At 70.3% G+C, this 19998-nt stretch carries 18 protein-coding genes; 11 read left to right on the top strand and 7 right to left on the bottom strand.

The annotated features are described in order from the left end of the window. Positions 1 to 67 precede the first annotated feature (67 nt). From ABZ386_RS17380 to ABZ386_RS17335, 10 genes are all read left to right on the top strand, one after another. Positions 68 to 745, top strand: coding sequence for an iron-containing redox enzyme family protein (locus ABZ386_RS17380; RefSeq protein ID WP_351339175.1), 678 nt, complete (start codon positions 68 to 70; stop codon positions 743 to 745). Positions 746 to 769: 24 nt separating this feature from the next. Continuing rightward, complete coding sequence (locus ABZ386_RS17375; protein WP_358965014.1) at positions 770 to 2098, top strand: hypothetical protein; 1329 nt, start codon at positions 770 to 772, stop codon at positions 2096 to 2098. Continuing rightward, positions 2095 to 2472, top strand: coding sequence for a Rieske 2Fe-2S domain-containing protein (locus ABZ386_RS17370; protein WP_358965013.1), 378 nt, complete (start codon positions 2095 to 2097; stop codon positions 2470 to 2472). Before ABZ386_RS17375 ends, ABZ386_RS17370 begins: the two co-directional genes overlap by 4 nt. Next, positions 2469 to 2732, top strand: a complete 264-nt coding sequence (locus ABZ386_RS17365) for a 4Fe-4S binding protein (RefSeq protein ID WP_114254315.1) — start codon at positions 2469 to 2471, stop codon at positions 2730 to 2732. The genes ABZ386_RS17370 and ABZ386_RS17365 overlap by 4 nt, the downstream gene beginning before the upstream one ends. Then, positions 2716 to 5241, top strand: coding sequence for a hypothetical protein (locus tag ABZ386_RS17360; protein WP_358965012.1), 2526 nt, complete (start codon positions 2716 to 2718; stop codon positions 5239 to 5241). The genes ABZ386_RS17365 and ABZ386_RS17360 overlap by 17 nt, the downstream gene beginning before the upstream one ends. Next, entirely contained in the window at positions 5238 to 7619 is a 2382-nt protein-coding gene (locus ABZ386_RS17355) for a class I tRNA ligase family protein (protein ID WP_358965011.1), read from the top strand. The genes ABZ386_RS17360 and ABZ386_RS17355 overlap by 4 nt, the downstream gene beginning before the upstream one ends. Positions 7620 to 7737: 118 nt before the next feature. Next, entirely contained in the window at positions 7738 to 8322 is a 585-nt protein-coding gene (locus tag ABZ386_RS17350; RefSeq protein WP_351339191.1) for a nitroreductase family protein, read from the top strand. A gap of 10 nt (positions 8323 to 8332) precedes the next feature. After that, positions 8333 to 8788 (top strand): pyridoxamine 5'-phosphate oxidase family protein, encoded by a 456-nt coding sequence (locus ABZ386_RS17345; protein WP_351339194.1) that lies wholly within the window; start codon positions 8333 to 8335, stop codon positions 8786 to 8788. Continuing rightward, entirely contained in the window at positions 8785 to 10062 is a 1278-nt protein-coding gene (locus ABZ386_RS17340) for an MFS transporter (protein ID WP_351339197.1), read from the top strand. Before ABZ386_RS17345 ends, ABZ386_RS17340 begins: the two co-directional genes overlap by 4 nt. Positions 10063 to 10403: 341 nt before the next feature. Next, a complete protein-coding gene (locus tag ABZ386_RS17335; RefSeq protein WP_355717157.1) occupies positions 10404 to 11123 on the top strand; it encodes a LuxR C-terminal-related transcriptional regulator in 720 nt (239 codons plus the stop codon). Here the strand turns inward: ABZ386_RS17335 and ABZ386_RS17330 are convergent. The 7 genes from ABZ386_RS17330 to ABZ386_RS17300 form a co-directional block, all read right to left on the bottom strand. Next, positions 11077 to 12411 (bottom strand): ATP-grasp domain-containing protein, encoded by a 1335-nt coding sequence (locus ABZ386_RS17330; RefSeq protein ID WP_356669508.1) that lies wholly within the window; start codon positions 12409 to 12411, stop codon positions 11077 to 11079. The genes ABZ386_RS17335 and ABZ386_RS17330 overlap by 47 nt on opposite strands. A gap of 111 nt (positions 12412 to 12522) precedes the next feature. Continuing rightward, a complete protein-coding gene (locus ABZ386_RS17325) occupies positions 12523 to 13488 on the bottom strand; it encodes an ornithine cyclodeaminase family protein (RefSeq protein WP_358965010.1) in 966 nt (321 codons plus the stop codon). Next, positions 13482 to 14774, bottom strand: a complete 1293-nt coding sequence (locus tag ABZ386_RS17320; protein WP_358965009.1) for a DegT/DnrJ/EryC1/StrS family aminotransferase — start codon at positions 14772 to 14774, stop codon at positions 13482 to 13484. The genes ABZ386_RS17325 and ABZ386_RS17320 overlap by 7 nt, the downstream gene beginning before the upstream one ends. Positions 14775 to 14818: 44 nt before the next feature. Beyond that, the gene (locus tag ABZ386_RS17315) at positions 14819 to 16189 is read right to left on the bottom strand and encodes a cation:dicarboxylase symporter family transporter (RefSeq protein ID WP_351339209.1); all 1371 of its coding nucleotides are present in this window, start codon (positions 16187 to 16189) and stop codon (positions 14819 to 14821) included. 14 nt (positions 16190 to 16203) lie between these two features. Then, positions 16204 to 16794, bottom strand: a complete 591-nt coding sequence (locus tag ABZ386_RS17310) for an NADPH-dependent FMN reductase (RefSeq protein ID WP_351339212.1) — start codon at positions 16792 to 16794, stop codon at positions 16204 to 16206. A gap of 184 nt (positions 16795 to 16978) precedes the next feature. Further along, complete coding sequence (locus tag ABZ386_RS17305) at positions 16979 to 17551, bottom strand: helix-turn-helix transcriptional regulator (RefSeq protein WP_351339214.1); 573 nt, start codon at positions 17549 to 17551, stop codon at positions 16979 to 16981. A gap of 226 nt (positions 17552 to 17777) precedes the next feature. Next, on the bottom strand, positions 17778 to 19100 hold the full coding sequence (locus ABZ386_RS17300; RefSeq protein ID WP_351339217.1) for a cation:dicarboxylase symporter family transporter: 1323 nt from the start codon (positions 19098 to 19100) through the stop codon (positions 17778 to 17780). Positions 19101 to 19316: 216 nt separating this feature from the next. Between ABZ386_RS17300 and ABZ386_RS17295 the strand changes: the two genes are divergently transcribed. Beyond that, positions 19317 to 19997, top strand: a complete 681-nt coding sequence (locus tag ABZ386_RS17295) for a response regulator transcription factor (RefSeq protein ID WP_355717173.1) — start codon at positions 19317 to 19319, stop codon at positions 19995 to 19997. The last annotated feature ends 1 nt before the right edge of the window (position 19998 follow it).

Here is a 19998-nt window from a genome sequence, read left to right as displayed (position 1 = left end):
GGCCAGTTACCGGATGCCGGTCTGTGCCGTGCCCTTTTCGATTCTGGTTTCCATGCTAGGAGGGCAAGTGACGACGGAATTCACCAGCGACACCATCGTCGGTGAGCTTTCGGACACGGTCGACCGAGAACTGGAAAACAGCACGTTCTGGCGGGCTTTCACCCGAGGCGAACTCCCCCTGGAGCACGTGCGCGACGTCTTTCTCCAGTACTACCTGTGGCGCAACACCTTCCACCGTTGGTTCGGCGTGTGCATCGCCAAGAGCCCGGCCTTCGGCAGCGGGCGGCAGACCGAGTACATCCTCCAGGAGCTGAGCGAGCACATCGAGGAGGAGGTGTCCGGCGACCACCACGGCCTGGCCGTCCAGTTCCTGAAGGTCCTGGGTGTGGACAACCCCCGCGACGTTCTCCCGCTGCCGCACACCACGGCGTACGAGAACCACTTCGCGGAGCTCTACATGACCCCCGAGCGCAGCGGTGACGAGGCCCTCGCGGCGCTGGCCGGCCGGGAGCTGGTGGCGCCCAAGCGCAACCGGCTCACCATCGACGCGTTCCAGGAGAAGTACGGCATCAGCGACTCCCTGGAGTTCTTCCACCTTCACGAGGAACTGGAGGTGGAGCATTTCCGCGGCCTGTGGGGAGCGGTTGCCACGCAGTCCGAAAAGGACCGCAGGCTGGTCGAGGCGGCCAAGGACCAGATAGTCCGCCACGTACGGTTCTGGGACGACGTACACGCGGCCGTCTGAGGGGTCCAGGAAGGGAAGGCTGCCATGTCCGCACCCGTTATCGACTCCTCCGCCTCGCTGTCCGTGGACGATGCCCTCCGGCGCTGGTCCGAACTCGGCACGGAGAAAAGGGAAGAGCTGCTGGAGAAACTGCAGGAGCAGGTCGTCATTCCGCGACCGCTGCAGTTCTTCGTCGGTGAGCTGTCCGTCGACAACGACAAAGCCGTGGAGATCATCGGCGAATGCCGGGGAAAACCGGTCGCAGACTGGACCGACGAGGCGCTGATCCTCGTCACCACCCTCTGGCTGTGGCAGGTCGGCAAGGTGGCCGTCAGCGAACTGAACCAGGCCGACCTGAGCTTCAGCCTGCTGGAGGAGTACTTCACCGCCAAGCGCCGTGGCTACCACCGCATCCTCGGCCGCCCGGAGACCCCGCCGGCCGAGACCGAGTCCCTATTCGACATCGCGGAGTCGCTGGTCGGGCTGCGCAAGGACATCGAGCGGGACCACATCCGCTGCATGCGGATCAACGGGGCCACCTGGGAACGCCGGGAGTGGTTCCTGCCCAAGGCGGACATCAACCCGGACCAGCTCCCGGAGGACCTCCAGGCGCACCTCGAGGCACGCATCGGGCACCGGCTGCCTCCCGGTGACGGACACGTCGCGCGGTTCACCGGCCTGACCGAGCAGGTCATCGAGAGCGGCACCAACCCCGCGGAGATCCTCGTCGCACTCGCGACGTACGCGCTGACCCTGCCGCAGCTGGACGCCGACTACTCGATCATCACCTGCGCGCGGGGCAACAAACTGGAGACGCCCGAGGACATCGCGATGAGCGACGTCATGTCGTACACGGCGGTGCGTTCGGACTTCGACCCCGCCACGCGGGGCGTACGGCTGAAGAACGACCAGATCATGAACGCGATCAGCCAGCGCATGCGCTACAACGTCGTCTGCCGGGTGCGCAACTACAGCTCCGACCGCGCGCAGCGCATGCAGGCACAGGCGTTCCAGCACCCCGACATCGCGGTGATGGAGGACGCCCACCACAACGGGCACCGCGCCAACGGCGTGCGCTTCGTGACCCGGGCCCCGCTGGTCTTCGACGTCGATCTGCCGGGCGGCACCCGCAGGCTCAAGGGCCTCGCGGACTTCCGCATCAACCGGGCCACCCACGACGAGGCCCGCCAGTTCACCCCCGCGGAGCTGGCCGTGGTCATCCGGATCAGCTGGTGGATGAAGGTCGTCACGGAGACCACGTGGCGCCACGGCCTGATGTTCGACGAGAAGTACTGCGTGAAGCTGGACACCTACGAGGACAAGGACGGCGGCAAACTCGCACGTCGCCGCGCCATACTGGGAGAGGGCCGATGACGCATCCCGTGGACTCCGCCGTCGCTCCCTCCGTGGAGGCGCCGTCCGTCACGCTCAAGCTCGACGACATCCCCGAGCGCACACCGCACCCGGTCACCATCGGGCGCCGGGCGCTGCTGCTGTTCCGGTACGGGGACTGGGTGTACGCGACGGCAGCCCGCTGCACCCACCAGGGCGTCGAGCTGGCCGGCGGCGAGCTGTCGGGCTCCCTGCTGCGCTGCCCCTGGCACGGCGTGAAGTTCGACGTCCGCACCGGCGCCCGCGTGAACCAGCCCAACTGCCGCGACCTGCGGACGTTCCGGACCGAGGTCGAGGGCGACCAGGTCACCGTCTACGACCAGGCCATCAGCGTGCCGAAGGGGGCAACGTCATGACCTACGTCATCACCCAGCCCTGCGAAGGAGTCAAGGACGGCGCGTGCATCGACGCGTGCCCGGTGGACTGCATCGAGGGCACCCCCGACACTCCGATGCTCTACATCGACCCGGAGGTGTGCGTGGACTGCGCCGCCTGCACCTCCGTCTGTCCCGTGGACGCGATCTACCCCGAGGACGAGGTTCCGGAGGAGTGGACGTCGTACATCAAGACCAATGCCGACTACTTCGGTCGGAGCGCCGATGACGAAGACGAGTGACATCAGCGGCACCGCGGTGTCGGTGCTCACCGAATCGCTGGACGACTACGGGCCGATGGTGGCCCTGGCGATCCGGCGTCCGGACCTCGCCCTGACACCGGTCCTGCGGGATCCGGCGTCCTCGCTGCCGGATCCCGGTCCGGCCGTCACCATGCACGAGTTCCTGCGCGACGCCGCCCCGGAGACGGTCGAGCTGTGGCGGCACTTCCAGGTGCTGTGGCACCGCTGGGCGGCCCCGCTGGACTCCTTCCACCCGGTCCGCTGGTACCTGACCGCCGTCACCGACGGCACGCACCGGGCGGTGCACCGCAGCGTCGACGCGCAGTTGCAGCAACTCGGCAGAGTCCGTGAGGAACGGCTGGCCGCCATGGCACGGCTGCTCGGCGCGCACACCCCGGACGCGGGCGAGGGAGCCGTCCTCGGCTGGGGCACCCCCGAGTGGTCGCTGCCGGGCATGCTGCTCGCCGCGCGCACAGGACGCCCGTACCTGTGGGAGCCGACCGCCGCCGAGGCCGTTCGGGCCGCCGGGCAGTGGCCCGGTCCGCTCACTCTGTCCTTCCCGCACGACGAGGTGACGGTCGAGCAGATCGCCCAGCTCGCCACCAGCCGGTCCTGGACGGCACGCGGGCGCCTCGCGGACGGTCTGGCCCTCGCCACCCGCCCCGTCGGTTTCCTCACCGCCACCTCCGTCGAGGTCCTCAGCTCGGTGGTGGGCCGTCAGCTGACGCTGGAGCTGCCGCTGACCGCGACCACCACCTCCGTGTTCACCGGACTGGACACCGATCCCGAGGTCGGCCCGGACTCCTTCCTGCTCAACCGCGAGCGGTCCGCGGTCGGCTACCTCGAAGCCATGGGCGGCGTCAACGCGCTGTTCCTGTCCGGGCACAGTCGCGAGGACCTGTTCCACCTGGGGCCCGACGCGCTGTGCGGCCGGTCGGCGCAGAACGTGCCGTTCGCCCCCGGAAGCCGGCTTCCCGCCTGTGTGCACGACGGCCGCTGCGTCAAGGACGGCGAGGTCCTCCCGGCCCACGCCCTGACCGCACCGGTCGCCTTCTTCAACAGCTGCAACGTGATGCGGCTGGGCGGCGACGGCGCGTTCGACCCGCATTTCACCCTGCCGTTCACCTACCAGGAGGGCTCCGGGGTCGCCGCGGTCGGCAGCCGGCGCACCCGCTTCGGCGACGACAACGTCGAACTCCTCCTGGCCGAACGGCTGCTGCGTACCGGCCGGAGCGTGGGGGAGGTGGTCCGGCTGGTCAACAACGCCATTCCCCTGTGGGGACGCGAGGCCCCCGACTACCTGGTCCTCGGCGACCAGCAGTTCACGCCGTTCGCCCCGGGAGCCGACCGCGCCCAGGTGGCCACCCGCGCGACGGACGGGCAGGCCGTGGAGGTGCTGTTCACCGACGTGGAGTCCGAACTGCTGGAGCTGCGCCTGCCGAGCCCCGGCCCCGACCCCTCGGTGCGCGTCCTCGACGCCGTCGGCCCGGACGGGCAGCCGTGCGACATCGACCTGCGCACCGCGATCGCGCTGGAGGAGGACGGCAGCGCCCGGCTCTTCGTCTTCTCCTGGCAGACGCTCCGGCTGAACTCGCTCTCCCTGCGCGTCGAACCCGTCCGCCCGCACCAGGACCTGGTCCAGGACCTCGGCCGGGTGCTGACGAACGCGACCGCCTACCGTCGACTGCTGCGCACCTATCTGCCGGGGTTCGACAACACCGAGCAGGAGCTGCGGGCACGGGCGACCGCCCTGACCCGGCGCCGCGCGGAGAGCCGTACCGCGCCCCGGGCACTGCGGGAGGCGGACGCGGCCGCCGACGATCTGCGTGCGACGGTCGCCCGGCTGGACGAGGCGCTGTGCGACCACCTCGTCGGCCGCATCGGCTCCGGCGCGTTCGTCTGGCTCGAGCAGTTCGAGTCCGTGGACGGCACCTTCCAGCTGACGCGGCACCTGCCGCCCACCGTCTGTCCGTACTGCCGGGCGCGCGTCGTCCTGCGGGAGTACCGGCACGACTACCACCCGCAGGCCGCCCGGGAGTTCGCCCTGTGCAGCACGTGCGGCAACGTGTGGGACGTCGCGGGCGGGGTCCACCCCCCGATCGCGCTCGGAGAGGACACCGCCCGGCGCGGCAGCGAGCACGCGCAGGGCGTGCTGATCACCAACAACCAGGACCGTCCGCTGCGCGGCGCGGTCGGGTTGCGCCTGTACCAGGCGGACCAGCACGGGGTGAGCGTCACCCCCGGCGCGCAGGTGGTGGAGGTGCCGCCCCGGTCGAGCCGCGAGTACTGGTTCACGCTGAAACTGCCCGACGGGGTACCGGCGCACATGGAGTTCCTGCGCGGGTTCTTCGTGTCCAACCTCGATGTCTCCGTCTTCCAGCGGAACCTGTGGATCAAGCCGGCGCACGACGACGACGCCGACCGGCCGCGGCAGACCCCGCCCCCGCTCACCGTCTGGCCGCCGACCGGCACCGTGCTCAGCGAGGTCATGACCAGGCGGCATCCGTGACGTCCGCCGAGCGGCGCTGGGTGGTCCCCATGCCCCCGCCGAACGTCACCGGCACGCTGCACCTCGGCCACGCCCTGACGCTGTCGGTGCAGGACGCCCTGGTCCGCTCGGCCCGGCTCGACGGGACGGACGTGCTCTACGTGCCGGGCACCGACCACGCGGGGCTCGGCACGTACGCGGCGGTGCGGCGGGACGAGACCTTCCGGCCGGACCTGCCGGTGGCCGAGCGGACCCGGGCCTGGGCCGACCACTACCGCAAGGTCATCGTCGGTCAGTTCCACGCCCTGGGCCTCGACTGCGACTGGGACACGGAACTGCACACGCTGTCCCCGGCGTACCGGGAGCTCGTCGACGGGACCTTCGTCCGACTGGCCGAGGCAGGGCTGCTGCACCGCTCGGCGCGGGTCATGCCGTGGTGCCCCTCCTGCCGCAGCACCGTCCCGGACGTGGAGCACTCGGTGGGCACCGAGCGGGTCCCGCTGGCGCTGCTGGCCGTGCGACCGCACGGCAGACCGCTGGTGGTGGAGCTCGCGGCGGCCGAGGAACTGTGGGGCGCGGTGGCGCTCGCCGTCCCCGAGGGGCACCCGGCGGCCGGCGGTACGGCCGTGCTGCCGGTCACCGGCCGGGAACTGCCCGTACTGGCGGCCGCGACCGGCGCACCGCGGCCGGTCGTACCCGCGCACCGGCAGCAGGACCTGGAACTCGCCGAGGCCCACGGACTGCCGTGGAGCCCGATACTCGACGCCGACGGCCGCTCGCTGGTTGTGGACCTGCCCGGACTGTCCCGGCAGGAGCTGCGCCGCGCGACGGTCGAGCGGTTCGGACTGCGAACCGTCACCCGCCAGTGCGCCGTCGAGCGCTGCGGGGTGTGCGGCAGCGAGCTGATGGCCCGGCTGCACCACCAGTGGTATCTGCGGCTGGCCCCGCTCATGGACCCGGTGCGCACCGCGCTGGACAACGGTGACCTGGTGATCCGGCCGAGCAGTGTGGAGCGCGAGGCGCGGCACTGGCTGGACTCCGCGCGCGACTGGTGCATCAGCCGCCAGATCCGCTGGGGACAGCCGATTCCGGCGGTCGTCTGCGGTGACTGTGCCTACTGGACGCTGCCTCCCGCCGGGTCCGGGAGCTGCCTCGACTGCGGTGGCGCGCTGCGGGCCGAGACCGATGTGTTCGACACCTGGTTCAACTCGGCCCACTGGCCGATCGCCGTCTCCGGCTGGCCGGCCGCCACCGCGCGCAGCCGGTATCCGGCCGCCGTGATGACGTCCGGCCGCGACATCCTGTTCTTCTGGTTCATCCGGCTGCTGGCCATCGGCACCTTCGTGACCGGCTCTCCGCCCACCCGCGAGTGCTGGCTGCACGGCCTCGTCGTGGACGAGCACGGTCAGAAGATGAGCAAGAGCCGCGGCAACGGCGTCACCCTGGACGACGCTCTCGCCGAGCACGGCCGCGACGTGCTGCGCGCGGCACTGCTCTCCGCCTGCCGTGACGCCGAGGACATCCGGATCCGCCAGGACATCTTCACGCAGCAGGCGGTGGTCCGCCGCCGCGCCGCCGACCTGGCCGAACTCGTTGTGCGCACACCCGAGTCGGCTTCCCGGCCCACCGCCGCGGACGAGCTGGAGCACTACGCCCGGCACGCCGCCCGGTCCACCCGGGCGGCCGTCCGCCGGCATCTGCGGGAGCGGCACTTCGACCGTGCCGTCGAGGCCGTCACCGCGTTCGGCACGCGCGTCCTGGCACGCTACGCGACCGTGCGCGCCCAGACCGACGGCGCCGGCGTCACCCCGCAGCTGCTGCTCGACCTCGCCGCCGTGTACGAGCCGTTCATGCCCGACACGGCGGCCGGGCTGCGCAAGGCGGCGGCCACCCGCTCGGCCGCGGACTGGCTGCCCGACGAGCAGCTGGCCGCAGCGGTCCGGGCCGTCCTGGCGACGGTGGAGGAGGCGGAGCGGCTGCGCGGCGTGGCAGGCATCCCGGCCGGTGTCCCGGTCACCGTCGAGAGCACCGACACGGCGGTGGGCCGGCTGCTCGCGACGCGCTGGTTCGGGCACCTCAGCGAGGTGGCCCTGGTCCCGGGTCCGCCGCCGGACGGCGCCTTCGCGGTGCGGGTTCCCGGAGCCCCGGGGCTGCGCCTGTGGCTGTCCGCCGAGCTGAGCGCCCGGGTCCGCGACGACGTACGGCGCAGGCTGCGCAAGCTCGCCCGGGAACGGCGGCGACTGGCCCACCGGCTCGACCAGGTGCGCCACGGCCGCACGTCCGGCGTGCCGCGCGAGCGACTGGCCGGCCGGCTGGCCCGGGCCGAGGAGGCCACCCACGAGCTGCGCGGGGTCATGGCGGCGGTGGCCGGCCGGCCGCAACCCGGCGGCCGGGGATGACGGACGGGGACCACCTGGACCTCTCGGAGCTGCCCGAACTTCTCGACCCGGCTCGGTACACGGGCGCTGCCGGCGCTCTGGCCGGCCGCGTCCTGGACCGCTACGCGAAAGGAACGCCATGGACGTGATGACCGCTGTGCTCACCCGTCGCAGCGAGCATCGGCTGGTCGAGCCGTCCCCCACCCTGGAGGAGCTGACCTACCTGCTCAAGGCGGCGTCCTGCGCCGCCGACCACGGCCGGTTGCGCCCGTGGAGATGGCTGCTGGTCAGTGGTGACGACCGGCGGGCGCTGGGCGAGGTGATGGCCGAGTGCAACGGCAAGAGCGTCGCGTCGATGGTCGCCAAGACACACCGTGCCCCGCTCCTCGCCGGGCTGATCCTCTCCCCGGACACCCGCTCCCACGTGCCCGAGTGGGAACAACTGGCCGCCGCCACCGGCATGGTGACGTCGCTGATGCTGCTGCTGCACGCGCGTGGCTTCGGCAGCATCTGGCGGACGGGCGAGCAGGCCGACGCACCGCCGATGCGGCGGTTTCTGTCCGTGGACGAACACGAGCGCGCCCTGGGCTGGTTGTATATGGGAACACCGGTCCGCGACGGATCCGTGGCGAGGCGCCGGCAGCCGCTCGACATCGGCTCACGGCTGCAGGTCTTCTCGGCGCCGAACGACGTGGAACCGCAACTGGTCTCGGCACGGAGGTAGTTCGACAGCGATGCTCGACGACGACATGCGCCGCCTGGTCGGGGCACAGGGGCTGGGTTTCGTCGCCACGGTCCGCCCGGACGGCACCCCGAACCTGTCTCCCAAGGGAACGACCGAGGTGTGGGACGACGAGCACCTGGTCTTCCTGGATCTGCACTCGCCGGGCACGGTCGCCAACCTCGCCGCGAACCCGGCGGTGGAGATCAACGTCGTGGACCCGGTCCGCCGCAAGGGCTACCGCTTCCGCGGGGTGGGGCAGGTGTTCACCGAAGGGGAGACGTACGACCGGATCGTGCGGCGCTTCGCGCGTGAGCGGGGCACCGACCCGGCGCGTGTCAATTCCGCCGTCCTGGTCCGCGTGCTGAAGGCCGACCCGCTCGTCTCCCCGGCGTACGAAGGCGGTGCCACGGAGGAGGAGATCGCCGCGCGCTGGCGTGCGCGGCTGCTCTCCGGGGAGCCCGAGTGAGCGAACGACCGGCGGACGGGCAGGCGTCGTCGCCGTCCACGGTGCCCGGTGAGGAGCGCGATCGCCGGCTGAACCGCGCGATACGCCCCCTGCTGGTCCAGTACGTCCTCGCCTTCACCGGGTATCTGTCGCTCACCCCGGTCCTGGCCGTCCTCGTCAGGGACGGCTGGCACCAGTCCGGCCTGGTCGTCGGGCTGGCGCTGATGGTGTTCAGCTGCTCCTCCCGTGCCGGCTCGATCGTGCTGAGCCCGTGGATCGAGGGCAGGTCGGGCGTCAGGGTGCTGCTGCTGGCCAACCTGGTGTCCGGCAGCTGTTTCCTCACCATGTCGGTCGCCCACTCCGTGCTGCCGCTCATCGTGCTGCTCGCGGCGGGCGGCACCGGGGTGAGCCTCAACGGCCTGGTCGTACGGTCGGTCGTCGCGGAGTGGACCAGCGGCTCCCCGGCCCAGGTCACGGCCTTCGCGAAGCTGAACGTCATGCTGAACCTCGCGGCGGCGGTCGGGCCGCTCATCGGCACCGCCGCGCTGGACACCGACGCCCCCTGGCGGCTGATGGTCGTGATCGCCGCCGGGTACTACGCGGCGGCCCTGTCGATGCTGCTCGTCGTGCGCAAGGAGGGCAAGGGCTTCGAGCGGGGCGGTAAGCGTTTCTCCTTCCGGCAGTACTGGACGGCGCTGCGCTCGTCGCCGTTCCTGCGCCATGTGGTGCTGGTGTCCACCGTCGGGTGGGTGCTCTACGCGCAGATGTACTCGGCGCTGCCGCTGCACCTGTTCGCCACGACGGGCTCGAAGCTCCAGGTGGCCACGTACTTCACCATGAGCGCGATCATCATCGTGGTGCTCCAGATCCCCGTTTCCAAGGGGGTGGCACGGCTCATGGAGGCCCGCGGTGTCGCGCTGACCACGGTGATCGGCACCGGCCTGGGATGCTTCGCGGCGGCCTTCGCGGTGCTCGCCCTGTCGGGGGGCGACCCGGTCGCCACGTACGCGGCGGTGGCGACGTTCACGCTCGGCGAGATCCTGTTCGCGCCGTCCGTGGACACGGCGTTCGCGAAGTCGCGGGACGAGTCGACCGGCGGCTTCGTCGCCGTCTACACCGGCAAGCAGTTCACCCTCGCCACGGGGGAGGGACTGGGCATGCTCCTCGGCGGCGGCTTCTTCGAGTACGTGCGGGGCGTCTTCTCGCCCACCGTGTACTGGGCGGCCTTCGCCGCGGCGGGCGCCGCGGCCGCGGTGTGGACGGTGCTACGGCGCGTCCGGACGCCGTCCGTCTGACCGCTCGCCGCGTTTCCCCTCGCGAGAAAAGTTTTACGAAGATCTCACGTCCCGGTACGCCGCACCGAACACAGAGATGACAGAGCGCACTTACGTTGGCGGTCTGCGCTGGGACGAGGAGAACTCGGTGAGCGACCTGTTCCTTTCCGTCATGACGATGTGCATAGCGCCGATCGTGTTCATCAGATCCGCGCAGAGATCGGTCATCGCACCGGTCCTCACGGGTGGTTACTCGTTTCACATGGCCTAGTCGTGCCGTGACATCCCTCGGTCGTGAAGACCGGCCTCTCCCATGTCACCGACCTCCACCCTGTGGTCCTCACCAAGGAGGAGTCAGAACCATGTCCGTGCAGCCGACCGCGACTGATGAGACGGATCTGGCAGGCACCTTCGTCGTGCTCAGAGACAGGCTGACCCGGTTACGCGTCGAGCAGATCCTGAACGGTGCGAGCAGGCGGGCGCGGGTGTGCGGGGCCTATGACGTCGAGGACATCGTGGAGGACGTCGTACGGGAAAGAAATCCGATACTGATCGTCTCGCTGCACGAGATCGATGCCTTGAGCCGGTCCGCCCTGACGCTGTGCGCGGCCACGGGAGCGAAGGTCCTGGTCCTTGTGGGCGACACTCAACGGGCCCCGTGGGAACGGCTGGCCGGCATTGCCGTGGCCGGATGTCTGTCGACCGCGGAACTGTCCGAAAAAGGTCTGTGCCGGGCGATCGAGCGGATACTCGCGGGTGAAGTGCCGGTATCCGGAAACCTGATCCACGCTCTGTTGTCCCTGGCCGTCGGAGCCCCCAGGAATCCCCACGATCACCTGGTACGGATGACTCCACGGGAGCAGGAGGCACTGGTCCTCCTCGTCGACGGACTGAGCAACAAGCAGATCGCGCGGCAACTCGGTATTTCCCTGCACGGCGCCAAGCGTCTCGTCGCCAACATCCTCGCCAAACTGAACTGCACCAACCGCACTTCCGCGGTGACCAAGGCCCTGCGGAGCGGTCTGTACGACAAGGTCAGAAACAGCCGCCAGGATCGTCAGCTGCTGCTGCAGCAGGGGTGACCTCGATCTTGACAGCCGCGGCCAGCCGCTCGGCCGTGTCGACGGCCTCCTGGAGCGTCGGCCCGGTGACGCAGACGAAGGACGAACGGTCGTAGGAGGACTTCAGCGGCGCCGTCTCGCTGCCCTCCTCGAGGGTGAGCTTCCCGGCGAGGAGATGCGGGGAGGCGGCGACCTCCGCCCAGCCGTCCACGGCGGTGACGGTCCCCGCGGGCGGCGTCAGGAACCGGATGGCGGCGGCGCGCCGGGCGCCCCAGCCCGAGACGTCCACGGGCTTGCCCAGGAGCTGGTCGAAGACGGCCCCGTGCATCTGGGTGTCCGTGATGTGCTGCGCCATGACGTGGATGTAGTCACCGCCGGGGCGCACATGCACCTCGCCGAGCACGATCCCGCCGTCCCGCTCCAGCCAGAACTCGACGTGGAACACGCCCCAGGACAGCCCCAGGGCCGGCAGGGCACGCTCCAGAGTCGACGCCACATCGGCCTGCGCGCCCGGCGGAAGGTCCGCGGGCATCGCATGCCCGAGTTCGATGAAGTGCGGGGCGCCCGTGGTGACCTTCGCCGTGACGGCCAGCAGCCGCGGCACACCGTCGACGAAGACGCCCTCCGCGCTGAACTCCTCACCCGTCTGGAAGCCCTCGACGAGGACGTCCTCCGTGAGAGCCGCTTCGGCCGGCTCGTCGGCGGCCAGGTCCATCCCCTGACCGACGAGTTCCTCCCTCAGCTCCCGCCGCGCCCGGGCCAGATGGACCAGGGCCGCCTCCAGGTCGCCCTCGTCGCGCACCAGCGACACCCCGGCGCTGCCCCGGCCGGTGGGCGGCTTGACGATCCACGGCCCCGGTGGGTGCGCGGCCAGGAACGCGCGTATCTCCGCCTCCGAGGAACAACGCGCCACGGGCGGCTGCCGGAAGCCCCGCTCGGCGAGCGCGGCACGGCAGGCGAACTTGTCCTGAATACACCGCACGGCGGCCCGCCCGTTGCCCGGGAGCCCCAGGACCTCGGCGACGGCCGCGACGGACTCCGCCGCCGTCTCACGGGTCCCGTACACCCCCAGGAACTCCTGGCCCGCCTCTTTCTGCCGCACCGCCCAGGCGACCGTGGCCTCGACATCCGCGTACGGCAACTCCACGGTGTGCGCGGCGCGTTCGACGAGTTCCGGGACCTTGCTCAGGTTCTCCCGGGTGTCGGCCAGTGTCACGTCCAGCCCGCGCTGTTCGGCCTGTTCCATGCAGTGCGCGCCGGTCGGCCGAAGCGCGCCACCGAGCAGCAGCAGAGAGCGAGCCGATGCCATGCGCAGCCTCTTCCTCGTCAGGAACCGTGATCGCCGATGCCTCGCCCATCATGGACGGGTCTGGCCCGCCCGGACCAGCCCTCGCCACTGATCGGACCGTGGTTCGGCCAGTCAGAAGGGGATCTCCTGGCCCGCGTTGGTCTGCACGGCGCGCCGGTAGAGCAGATCGCACACGAGGGCGTCCTCGGCGGGGATGCCGACGGATTCGAAGAGGGTCAGTTCCTCGGCGGAGGTGCGGCCCGGGTGCTCCTTGGAGAGGACGGCCGACAGCTCGGTCATGGGCGGGCGGGGCGGCAGGAGGCCCTCCGCGATCGGGATCAGGATGTCGCCCGCCTCGCGCAGCACGGCGTCCGTGGACTCGACGAAGAGCGAGGCGTCCGCGACCAGCCGCGACGGCAGCTCGCGCCGGGTCGGGCCGTACGCTCCGACCGCGCTGATGTGCGCGCCCGGGCGGGGCCGGAAGGCGTCGGGGAACAGGGGGGCGTCGGCGGACGTGACCGTGCAGATCACGTCGGCGTCCTCAGTGGCGCTCGCGACGCTGTCGTGGAGCTCGATCTCGATCCCGGTGCTCCGGGCCCACTCGGCGAGCCGGCGGGCCTTGCCCATGTCCCGGCTGTGGAGCCGGACGGAGTCCCAGGGGCGGATGCCCGCGAGGCCCTCCAGGTGGCTCCGCCCCTGCACGCCCGCGCCGATGACGGCCAGCGTGCGGGCATCCCGCCGGGCCAGCAGGTCGGTCGCGAGGGTGGTCACCGCGGCGGTGCGCAGTTCGGTCAGGGTGGTGGCGTCCAGCAGGGCGAGGGGCCGGCCGGAGTGGGCGTCGAAGACCACGGCCAGCCCTTGGACGCTCGGCAGCCCCTGGGCGGTGGCGCCGTCGAAGAGACTGACCAGCTTGACGGAGAGGGTGGCCCCATGGGCGGCGGGCATGAACAACAGCTGCCCCCCGGGGGCCCGCACCGCGCTGCGGACGAACCCGTCACTGCCGTCCCGGGCCGCGAGGAACGCCTCGCCGACGACGGCGGCGAGGTCGGAGACCGAGGTCAGGCCCCTGATGGTGGTCGCGTCGAGGAGCTTCAGCACGGGTTCTGCTTTCGGTCGCGGCGTACGGTGCGCAGGGCGTCGTCCAGGAGGTCGCAGAGCAGCTCGGTCTCCTTGTCGCTGAGCCCGGGGTGGCAGGGGAGGTTGACCTGCTCGTGGAACCACAGCCGCTCGGCGACCGGGCACTCGCCGTAGTAGTGGCTGCGGGCGCGCCACTCCGGGGTCAGGTGGAGGGGGAAGTAGCGGAGGATCATCTGCACGCCGCGCTCGCGGAGCTCGTTGACCAGCCGGTCCCTGTCGATCTTCTGGGGCCCGCGTACGAAGAAGGTGAACAGGTGGTGCGACTGCTCGGCCCCCGCCGGTTCGGCGGGCAGTTCGACGCAGTCGGCGTGGTTCTCCAGCACCTCGCGCAGACGGGAGGCGATCAGCCGGCGGCGTGCCACCAGCTCGGGCAGGGCGGCCAGTTGCACCGAGCCGACGGCCGCGGCGGCTTCGGAGAGCGTGGCGTTGGTGCCGTGCCGGAGCAGGGCGGCGCAGTCGTGGGTGTAGGCGTTCCCGGGGTAGAGGGCGCCGGGGAGGGCTTCGGCGGAGTCACCGAAGCGGTGCAGGTGGGGGACGAAGTGTGCGTCCGTCTCGTTGCCCCGGAGCCGTTCGATCCGCTGGGCCCACTCTTCGTTGTGGAGGGTGAGCATGCCGCCCTCGCCGAGGGTCGTGATGTTCTTGCTGGAGTGGAAGCTGAAGCAGCCGATGTCCCCGAGGGAGCCGGGGCGGCGGCCCTGGTAGGAGCTGCCGATGGCGTGTGCGGAGTCCTCGATGACCACGGCGTCGTGGGCACGGGCGATGGCCGTGATCGCCTGCATGTCGGCGGGCAGGCCCCCGTAGTGGACGAGGATGACGGCGCGGGTCCGGTGGTTGACCAGCTCTTCGAGGCGGACCGGGTCCATGTTCATGGTGTCCGGGCTGACATCGCAGAACCTCACCCGTACCTGTGGGTACTGGAACAGCGGTTGAAGGGTGGCCTGATAGGTCTGCGGAGTGACGACCACCTCGTCCCCCGGGCGCAGGTCCAGCAGGTGGATGGCGAGTTCGAGGGAGACGGTGCCGCTCGTGGTGCTCAGGGCGTACGGGGTGCCGACGTAGGAGCGGAAGTCCTCCTCGAACCGGGCCCGCCAAGCGCCACCGGACAGCGTCGCGCCCGAACGCAGGACCTGGGAGACCGCTTCGAGCTCGGCAGCTCCGACCTTGCTCCCCACCGGGAGGTACGGCACACGGTAGTCCCGGTCCGGCGCTGCGTAGGCGGACACCTTGGGCGTCACGTCGATCGTCATGTCGCTCCCTCAGTCGTCTCGGTCGAACGGTCGTTCCGGTCGCGTCACTTGGCAGGGGCGCTCGCGGTCAAGCGCGTCCTCGGTCCGGGGTCGTCGGCGTCGTTCTCGGGGGCGTCCGTGACGAAGGTGGCCTCGTCGAAGGGGAGCCGGCCGCCGAGGACCTGGCCGACGCGCTCCTGGTCGATCTCCTTGGTCCAGGTGCCGACGAGGACGGTGGCGACCGCGTTGCCCGCGAAGTTGGTGAGGGCGCGGGCCTCGCTCATGAAGCGGTCGATGCCGACGATCAGGCCGACGCCCTCGACGAGTTCGGGGCGGTGGGACTGGAGGCCGCCGGCGAGGGTGGCGAGCCCGGCGCCGGTGACGCCCGCCGCGCCCTTCGAGGCGATGATCATGAAGGCCAGGAGAGAGATCTGCTGCCCGAGGGAGAGTGGATCACCCATGGCCTCGGCCACGAAGAGCGAGGCCATCGTGAGGTAGATGGCCGTACCGTCGAGGTTGAAGGAGTAGCCGGTCGGGACGGTGATGCCGACCACGGGCCTGGAGACGCCCAGGTGTTCCATCTTCGCGATCAGGCGCGGCAGCGCCGTCTCGGAGGAGGAGGTGGACAGGATCAGCAGGAACTCTCGGCCCAGGTACCTCAGCAGGGAGAAGATGCTGATGCCGGTGCACAGCTTCAGGAGGGGGCCCAGCACGAGGAAGACGAACAGGACGCAGGTGACGTAGAAGCCGGTCATGATGACGGCGAGGGACGCGAGGGCGTCGGTGCCGGTCTCGCCCACCACGGCGGCGATCGCGCCGAACGCGCCGACCGGAGCGGCCCACATGATCATCGACAGGATGCGGAAGACCAGCCGCTGGATGTGCCCGATCCCCCGCAGGATCGGCTCCCCGGCCGAGCCCATCGCCTGGAGCGCGAACCCGCTCAGCAGCGCGACCAGCAGCGTCTGGAGGACCTCTTCCTCGGTGAAGGCGGAGACGAGGGTGGTGGGGATGATGCCGAGGAGGAACTCGACGGTCCCGCCGCCGTCCTTCGCCTGCTCGGCGCCGACACCGGCGGTCTCCTGCGTCAGGTGCAGCCCGTGGCCGGGTTCCAGGAGGTTGCCGACCACCAGCCCGATGGCGAGGGCGACGGTCGACATCGCCATGAAGTAGCCCAGTGCCAGCCCGCCGACCGCGCCCACCTTGGCCGCCTTGCGCACGGAGCCCACGCCCAGCACGATCGTGCAGAAGATGATGGGCGAGATCATCATTTTGATCAGCGCGACGAACGCCGTACCCAGCGGTTTCAGTTCCTTCGCCGCCTGCGGAGCGACGAGCCCGAGGGTCACGCCGACGACGACGGCGGCGATCACGGCGAGGTAGAGATAGTGGCTGCGGTCGGTTCTGCGGCGGCCGGTCTGTGCTGGCGTCGACATCGGGGGCCTGCTCCTTAGCTGCCGTGCAGGGCGAAAGCGCCGACGGCCGAGGACATGGACGACAGGGCGATCAGTTGGCGGCTCATGGCGGTCAGCCGCGCTCGCGCCTCCGGTGAGGTGAGCCTGCGGCGACCGTCGTGGGTGCTGGTGAAGTCCGTGGGTACGGTGACGAGCTGATCGGGGACGGCGAGTCCTTTCAGGGCGCGTACGACCACCCGCAGGCTGTCGCAGACCTGGGCGGCGGAGAGGTTCTCGCCGTGCGCGAGGATCCCCACCGGCTTGCCCTGGACGTGCGGGACGTCCAGGTGGTCCAGGGCGTTCTTCATCGCTCCGCTGAAGGAGCCGTGGTACATGGGCGACGCGAGCACGAGCACATCGGCGCGGTCCGCGAGCGCCACGAGTTCCCGCGCGGCCGGGTCGGCGTAGTGCATGCCCCGGCCGTGGCGGGACGCGTCCAGGATCGGCAGGGGCCGGGTCGCCAGATCCCAGATCCTGCTCGTCCCGCCCAGCTCGGCCAGGCACTCGGCGGCGGTGGCGACCGCCTCCCTGGAATGCGAACCCACACTCGGACTGCCGCAGATCAGCAGTGCTTCCGGACTCGTCATCGACGCCCCTTCTCTCGCGTGCCGTCTTCGGCCGGAACACCTTGCTCGCGCGGTGCCGGGGGAGGCCGTCACCCGGACTCGTCACGGAGGCAGACTTACCTACCGGTAGGGAGTGTTGAAGGTCTCTGTCCGCTCGACGACGAGCGCTGTCACAAACAGGATCCCGGCGGATCCAGGAGCGCGATCAGAGAGCCCTCTTCGTCGCGTCCAGGTAGCCACGACGGGCGGCGATCGCTCCGGCCTCGAACCTGCTGCGGGCGTTCATCTCGTCCAGCAGCCGGGCGACGGTACGGCTGACCGTGCGCTTCGACACCACCAGGCGGTGGGCGATCTGCTCGTCGGTGGAGCCGTTGGCCAGCATGCGCAGGACTTCCTGGGCGTGACCCTTCTCCAGCGAGGGGTGGACGCTCACCGAGAACGGCTTCGCCTCGTCCCACAGGCCCAGGAAGAGGTAGTGCAGCATGCTCACGGTCTCGGGGCAGTCGGAAACGGTGGTGTTCTCCTCCCGGTCCCGACCGGTGCTCCCCCCGCCGGCAAAGGAGCCGACGACGGCCGTGGTGTTGTCGACCACCGAGAGGGGGACGGGGACCTGTGCCGAGGTGCGCACCTGGATTCCCGAGCGGGCCTGCCACTCCACGTAGGCGCGGACGTCGGGGAGGGCGGCGAGCCGCTCCTCCCAGATGACCGATATCCGTACCCAGCGCCGCAGAAGGTTCAACAGCAGCAGCCGCTCCCCCTCCCGTTCGACGGCGCTCATGGTCTCCCCCGAGCGGACGAGAACGAGTTCGTGCCGGGCCGTCGCGAGGGCGGAGCGTAACCTCCGGTCGGGGTGGTGGAGGGTCAGTCGTGCCGGGGTCCGTGGCGAGCGACTCGGTGCGGTTGCGGTGGCGTTCACTGTCATGCCGTTCGGCCTCTTTCCATGGTGACGCGATGACGCAATGACGGAAAGGCAGAAGGGGGAGTGTGGTGTTTTCCGGGGTGGGTCAGTCGTCGGAAATGCGGACCTCGACGACGGAGGTGTCCTCGCCGGGCCGGTCCGGTTCGACGGGACGCCGCGCCGACAGCGCCAGGTGCAGTCGGTCGAGGTCGAGTTGTCCGGCCCACCGGGTGATGACCAGGGTGGCGACCGCGTTCCCGATCAGGTTGGTGATGGCCCGGAACTCCGACATGAAGCGGTCGATGCCGATCAGCAGGGCGATCGCCGTGAGCGGGAACGACTGGGTGACGGAGACCGTCGCGACCAGCGTCAGCAGCCCGGAACCGGTGACCCCGACCGCCGACTTGGACATCACCATCGCCAGGACGACGAAGAGGAACTGGTCCGTCGGGGAGAGTGGATTCCCCGTCACGGCGGACACGTAGACCGCGCCCAGCGTGAGGTAGATGCAGGTGCCGATCAGGTGCAGGGACTGGCCGCCGGCCATCAGGGGGGCGCTCGTCGCCCGGGGAACTCCCGCCAGTTCCAGCTTGCGCAGGACGCGGGGGAAGACCGGGCCCGAGGACGAGGTCCCGATGACCAGCAGGATCTCGTGCCGCAGGTACCTCAGCAGGCAGAGCAGCGACCAGCCGTGCAGCCACGCCAGCGTGCCCAGCCCGCCGAGGACCACGACGGTGCAGGTGAGAGCGAAGGTGAGGAAGAGATAGAGCTGCCCGCTCAGATGCATCACACCGAACCGGCTGGCGGTGTACGCGCTGCCGGCGAAGGCGGCCAGCGGGGCACAGACGAGGATGAGGCGTACGGCGCAGAAGAGCAGGTGACTGCACCGGTTGATCAAGTCCAGTACGGGGACGACCCGTTCGCCTCCCAGGATCATCGCACCGCCGATCAGCGCTCCGATGCACAGCGCGTGCAGCGGATTTCCACTGGTGAAGGCGGAGAAGAAGCTCTCCGGGAGGAGGGTGTCGAGGCCGGTGGAGAAGTCCTCGACCTGGTTCCGCAGTGAGGCGACCTGATCGGCGGCATGCTCCTGCGGGACCTCCCGAAGAGGCTGCAGGGAGAGCAGGTTTCCGACGAGCAGCCCGATGACGAGGGCGGCCGCGGTGGCCACCTCGTAGTAGATCAGGGCCTTCAGCGAGAGGTGGCGCATCTGGCGTCCACTGCCCAGCGAGGCCATGCCGCCGGCCACGGTGGTGAAGATGATCGGCGGAATCAGCAGCATCATCATGGACACGAAGCCGTCGGCGACCACGTGCAGACGAACGGCGAGCCCGGGTGCCGCGGCCCCGAAGGCGCCGCCGAGAATGAGGCCCCACAGCACCCAGGCGGTCAGCGACCTGGGCGCAGTATTTGTCAGGAACCTCCACATCGCGCGCACTATCCCCTTCGCGAGCCCCCGTTGGCGTCCCGGCGTGGCTTACCGGGCCTCCGACAGTAGGACGGCAGTGAAAGAAACGTGCTTGTGGATCTGTAACACAACGTCAAAACTTTGTAGGGGGCACGACAGGGGGGTCGTCTGACGTACGTTGACCTAGGTTCCACAGTCATATGTTGACCAACGGGGGTCCGCATGAAGGTGTTGCTGGTGGAGGACGACGCAGAGGTGGCGAGCGCCCTCACGGAAGGACTGGAGAACCACGGCTGGACAGTGGACCATGTGTCCACCGGCCGGGCGGCGTTACGGGTGCAGGACCCTGGTGAGGTCATTCTGCTCGACCTCAATCTGCCTGACATGGACGGGCTGGAGGTGTGCCGGGGGCTGCGCGATGCCCGCAGGACCCCGATCATCGCCGTGACGGCGCGGTCGGACGAGATGGACAAGGTGCTCTGCCTGCGCCTGGGCGCGGACGACTACGTGGTCAAGCCGTACCGGCTGCAGGAGCTGCTGGCGCGCATGGTCGCGGTGGTGCGCCGCGCGCACGGGGCCCAGGAGGAGCGCGCCGACACCGTCGTCTCCCAGGGGGCGTTCAGCATCGACCGGGTTCGCCGGGAGGTGCGGGTCATGGGGCGTCTCGTGCACCTCACGCGCAAGGAGTTCGACCTGTTGGTGCTGCTCTCGAGCGCTCCGGGGCGGGTGTTCGCCCGGGAGTTCCTGCTGGCGGAGGTGTGGCGCCAGGAGTGGATGGGCAGCAGCCGGACACTGGACACGCACGTCGCGAGCCTGCGACGGAAACTCGGCAGCACGGAGTGGATCAGAACGTCGCGCGGGGTGGGGTTCAGCTTCCACCCGCCGTCGGACCTGACGCCCGACATACCCGATGCGTGAG

Origin of the sequence: Streptomyces sp. NPDC006140 (assembly GCF_040628815.1) — a bacterium.
In the GTDB taxonomy this organism is placed as follows: Bacteria; Actinomycetota; Actinomycetes; order Streptomycetales; family Streptomycetaceae; genus Streptomyces.
This window is presented reverse-complemented; position numbering and strand designations above follow the sequence as displayed.

Coding starts and splice junctions, on each gene's coding strand:
- ABZ386_RS17375 (WP_358965014.1), top strand. CDS start 770: ATGTCCGCACCCGTTATCGACTCCTCCGCCTCGCTGTCCGTGGACGAT.
- ABZ386_RS17370 (WP_358965013.1), top strand. CDS start 2,095: ATGACGCATCCCGTGGACTCCGCCGTCGCTCCCTCCGTGGAGGCGCCG.
- ABZ386_RS17365 (WP_114254315.1), top strand. CDS start 2,469: ATGACCTACGTCATCACCCAGCCCTGCGAAGGAGTCAAGGACGGCGCG.
- ABZ386_RS17360 (WP_358965012.1), top strand. CDS start 2,716: ATGACGAAGACGAGTGACATCAGCGGCACCGCGGTGTCGGTGCTCACC.
- ABZ386_RS17350 (WP_351339191.1), top strand. CDS start 7,738: ATGGACGTGATGACCGCTGTGCTCACCCGTCGCAGCGAGCATCGGCTG.
- ABZ386_RS17345 (WP_351339194.1), top strand. CDS start 8,333: ATGCTCGACGACGACATGCGCCGCCTGGTCGGGGCACAGGGGCTGGGT.
- ABZ386_RS17335 (WP_355717157.1), top strand. CDS start 10,404: ATGTCCGTGCAGCCGACCGCGACTGATGAGACGGATCTGGCAGGCACC.
- ABZ386_RS17330 (WP_356669508.1), bottom strand. CDS start 12,411: ATGGCATCGGCTCGCTCTCTGCTGCTGCTCGGTGGCGCGCTTCGGCCG.
- ABZ386_RS17320 (WP_358965009.1), bottom strand. CDS start 14,774: ATGACGATCGACGTGACGCCCAAGGTGTCCGCCTACGCAGCGCCGGAC.
- ABZ386_RS17315 (WP_351339209.1), bottom strand. CDS start 16,189: ATGTCGACGCCAGCACAGACCGGCCGCCGCAGAACCGACCGCAGCCAC.
- ABZ386_RS17310 (WP_351339212.1), bottom strand. CDS start 16,794: ATGACGAGTCCGGAAGCACTGCTGATCTGCGGCAGTCCGAGTGTGGGT.
- ABZ386_RS17305 (WP_351339214.1), bottom strand. CDS start 17,551: ATGAGCGCCGTCGAACGGGAGGGGGAGCGGCTGCTGCTGTTGAACCTT.
- ABZ386_RS17300 (WP_351339217.1), bottom strand. CDS start 19,100: ATGTGGAGGTTCCTGACAAATACTGCGCCCAGGTCGCTGACCGCCTGG.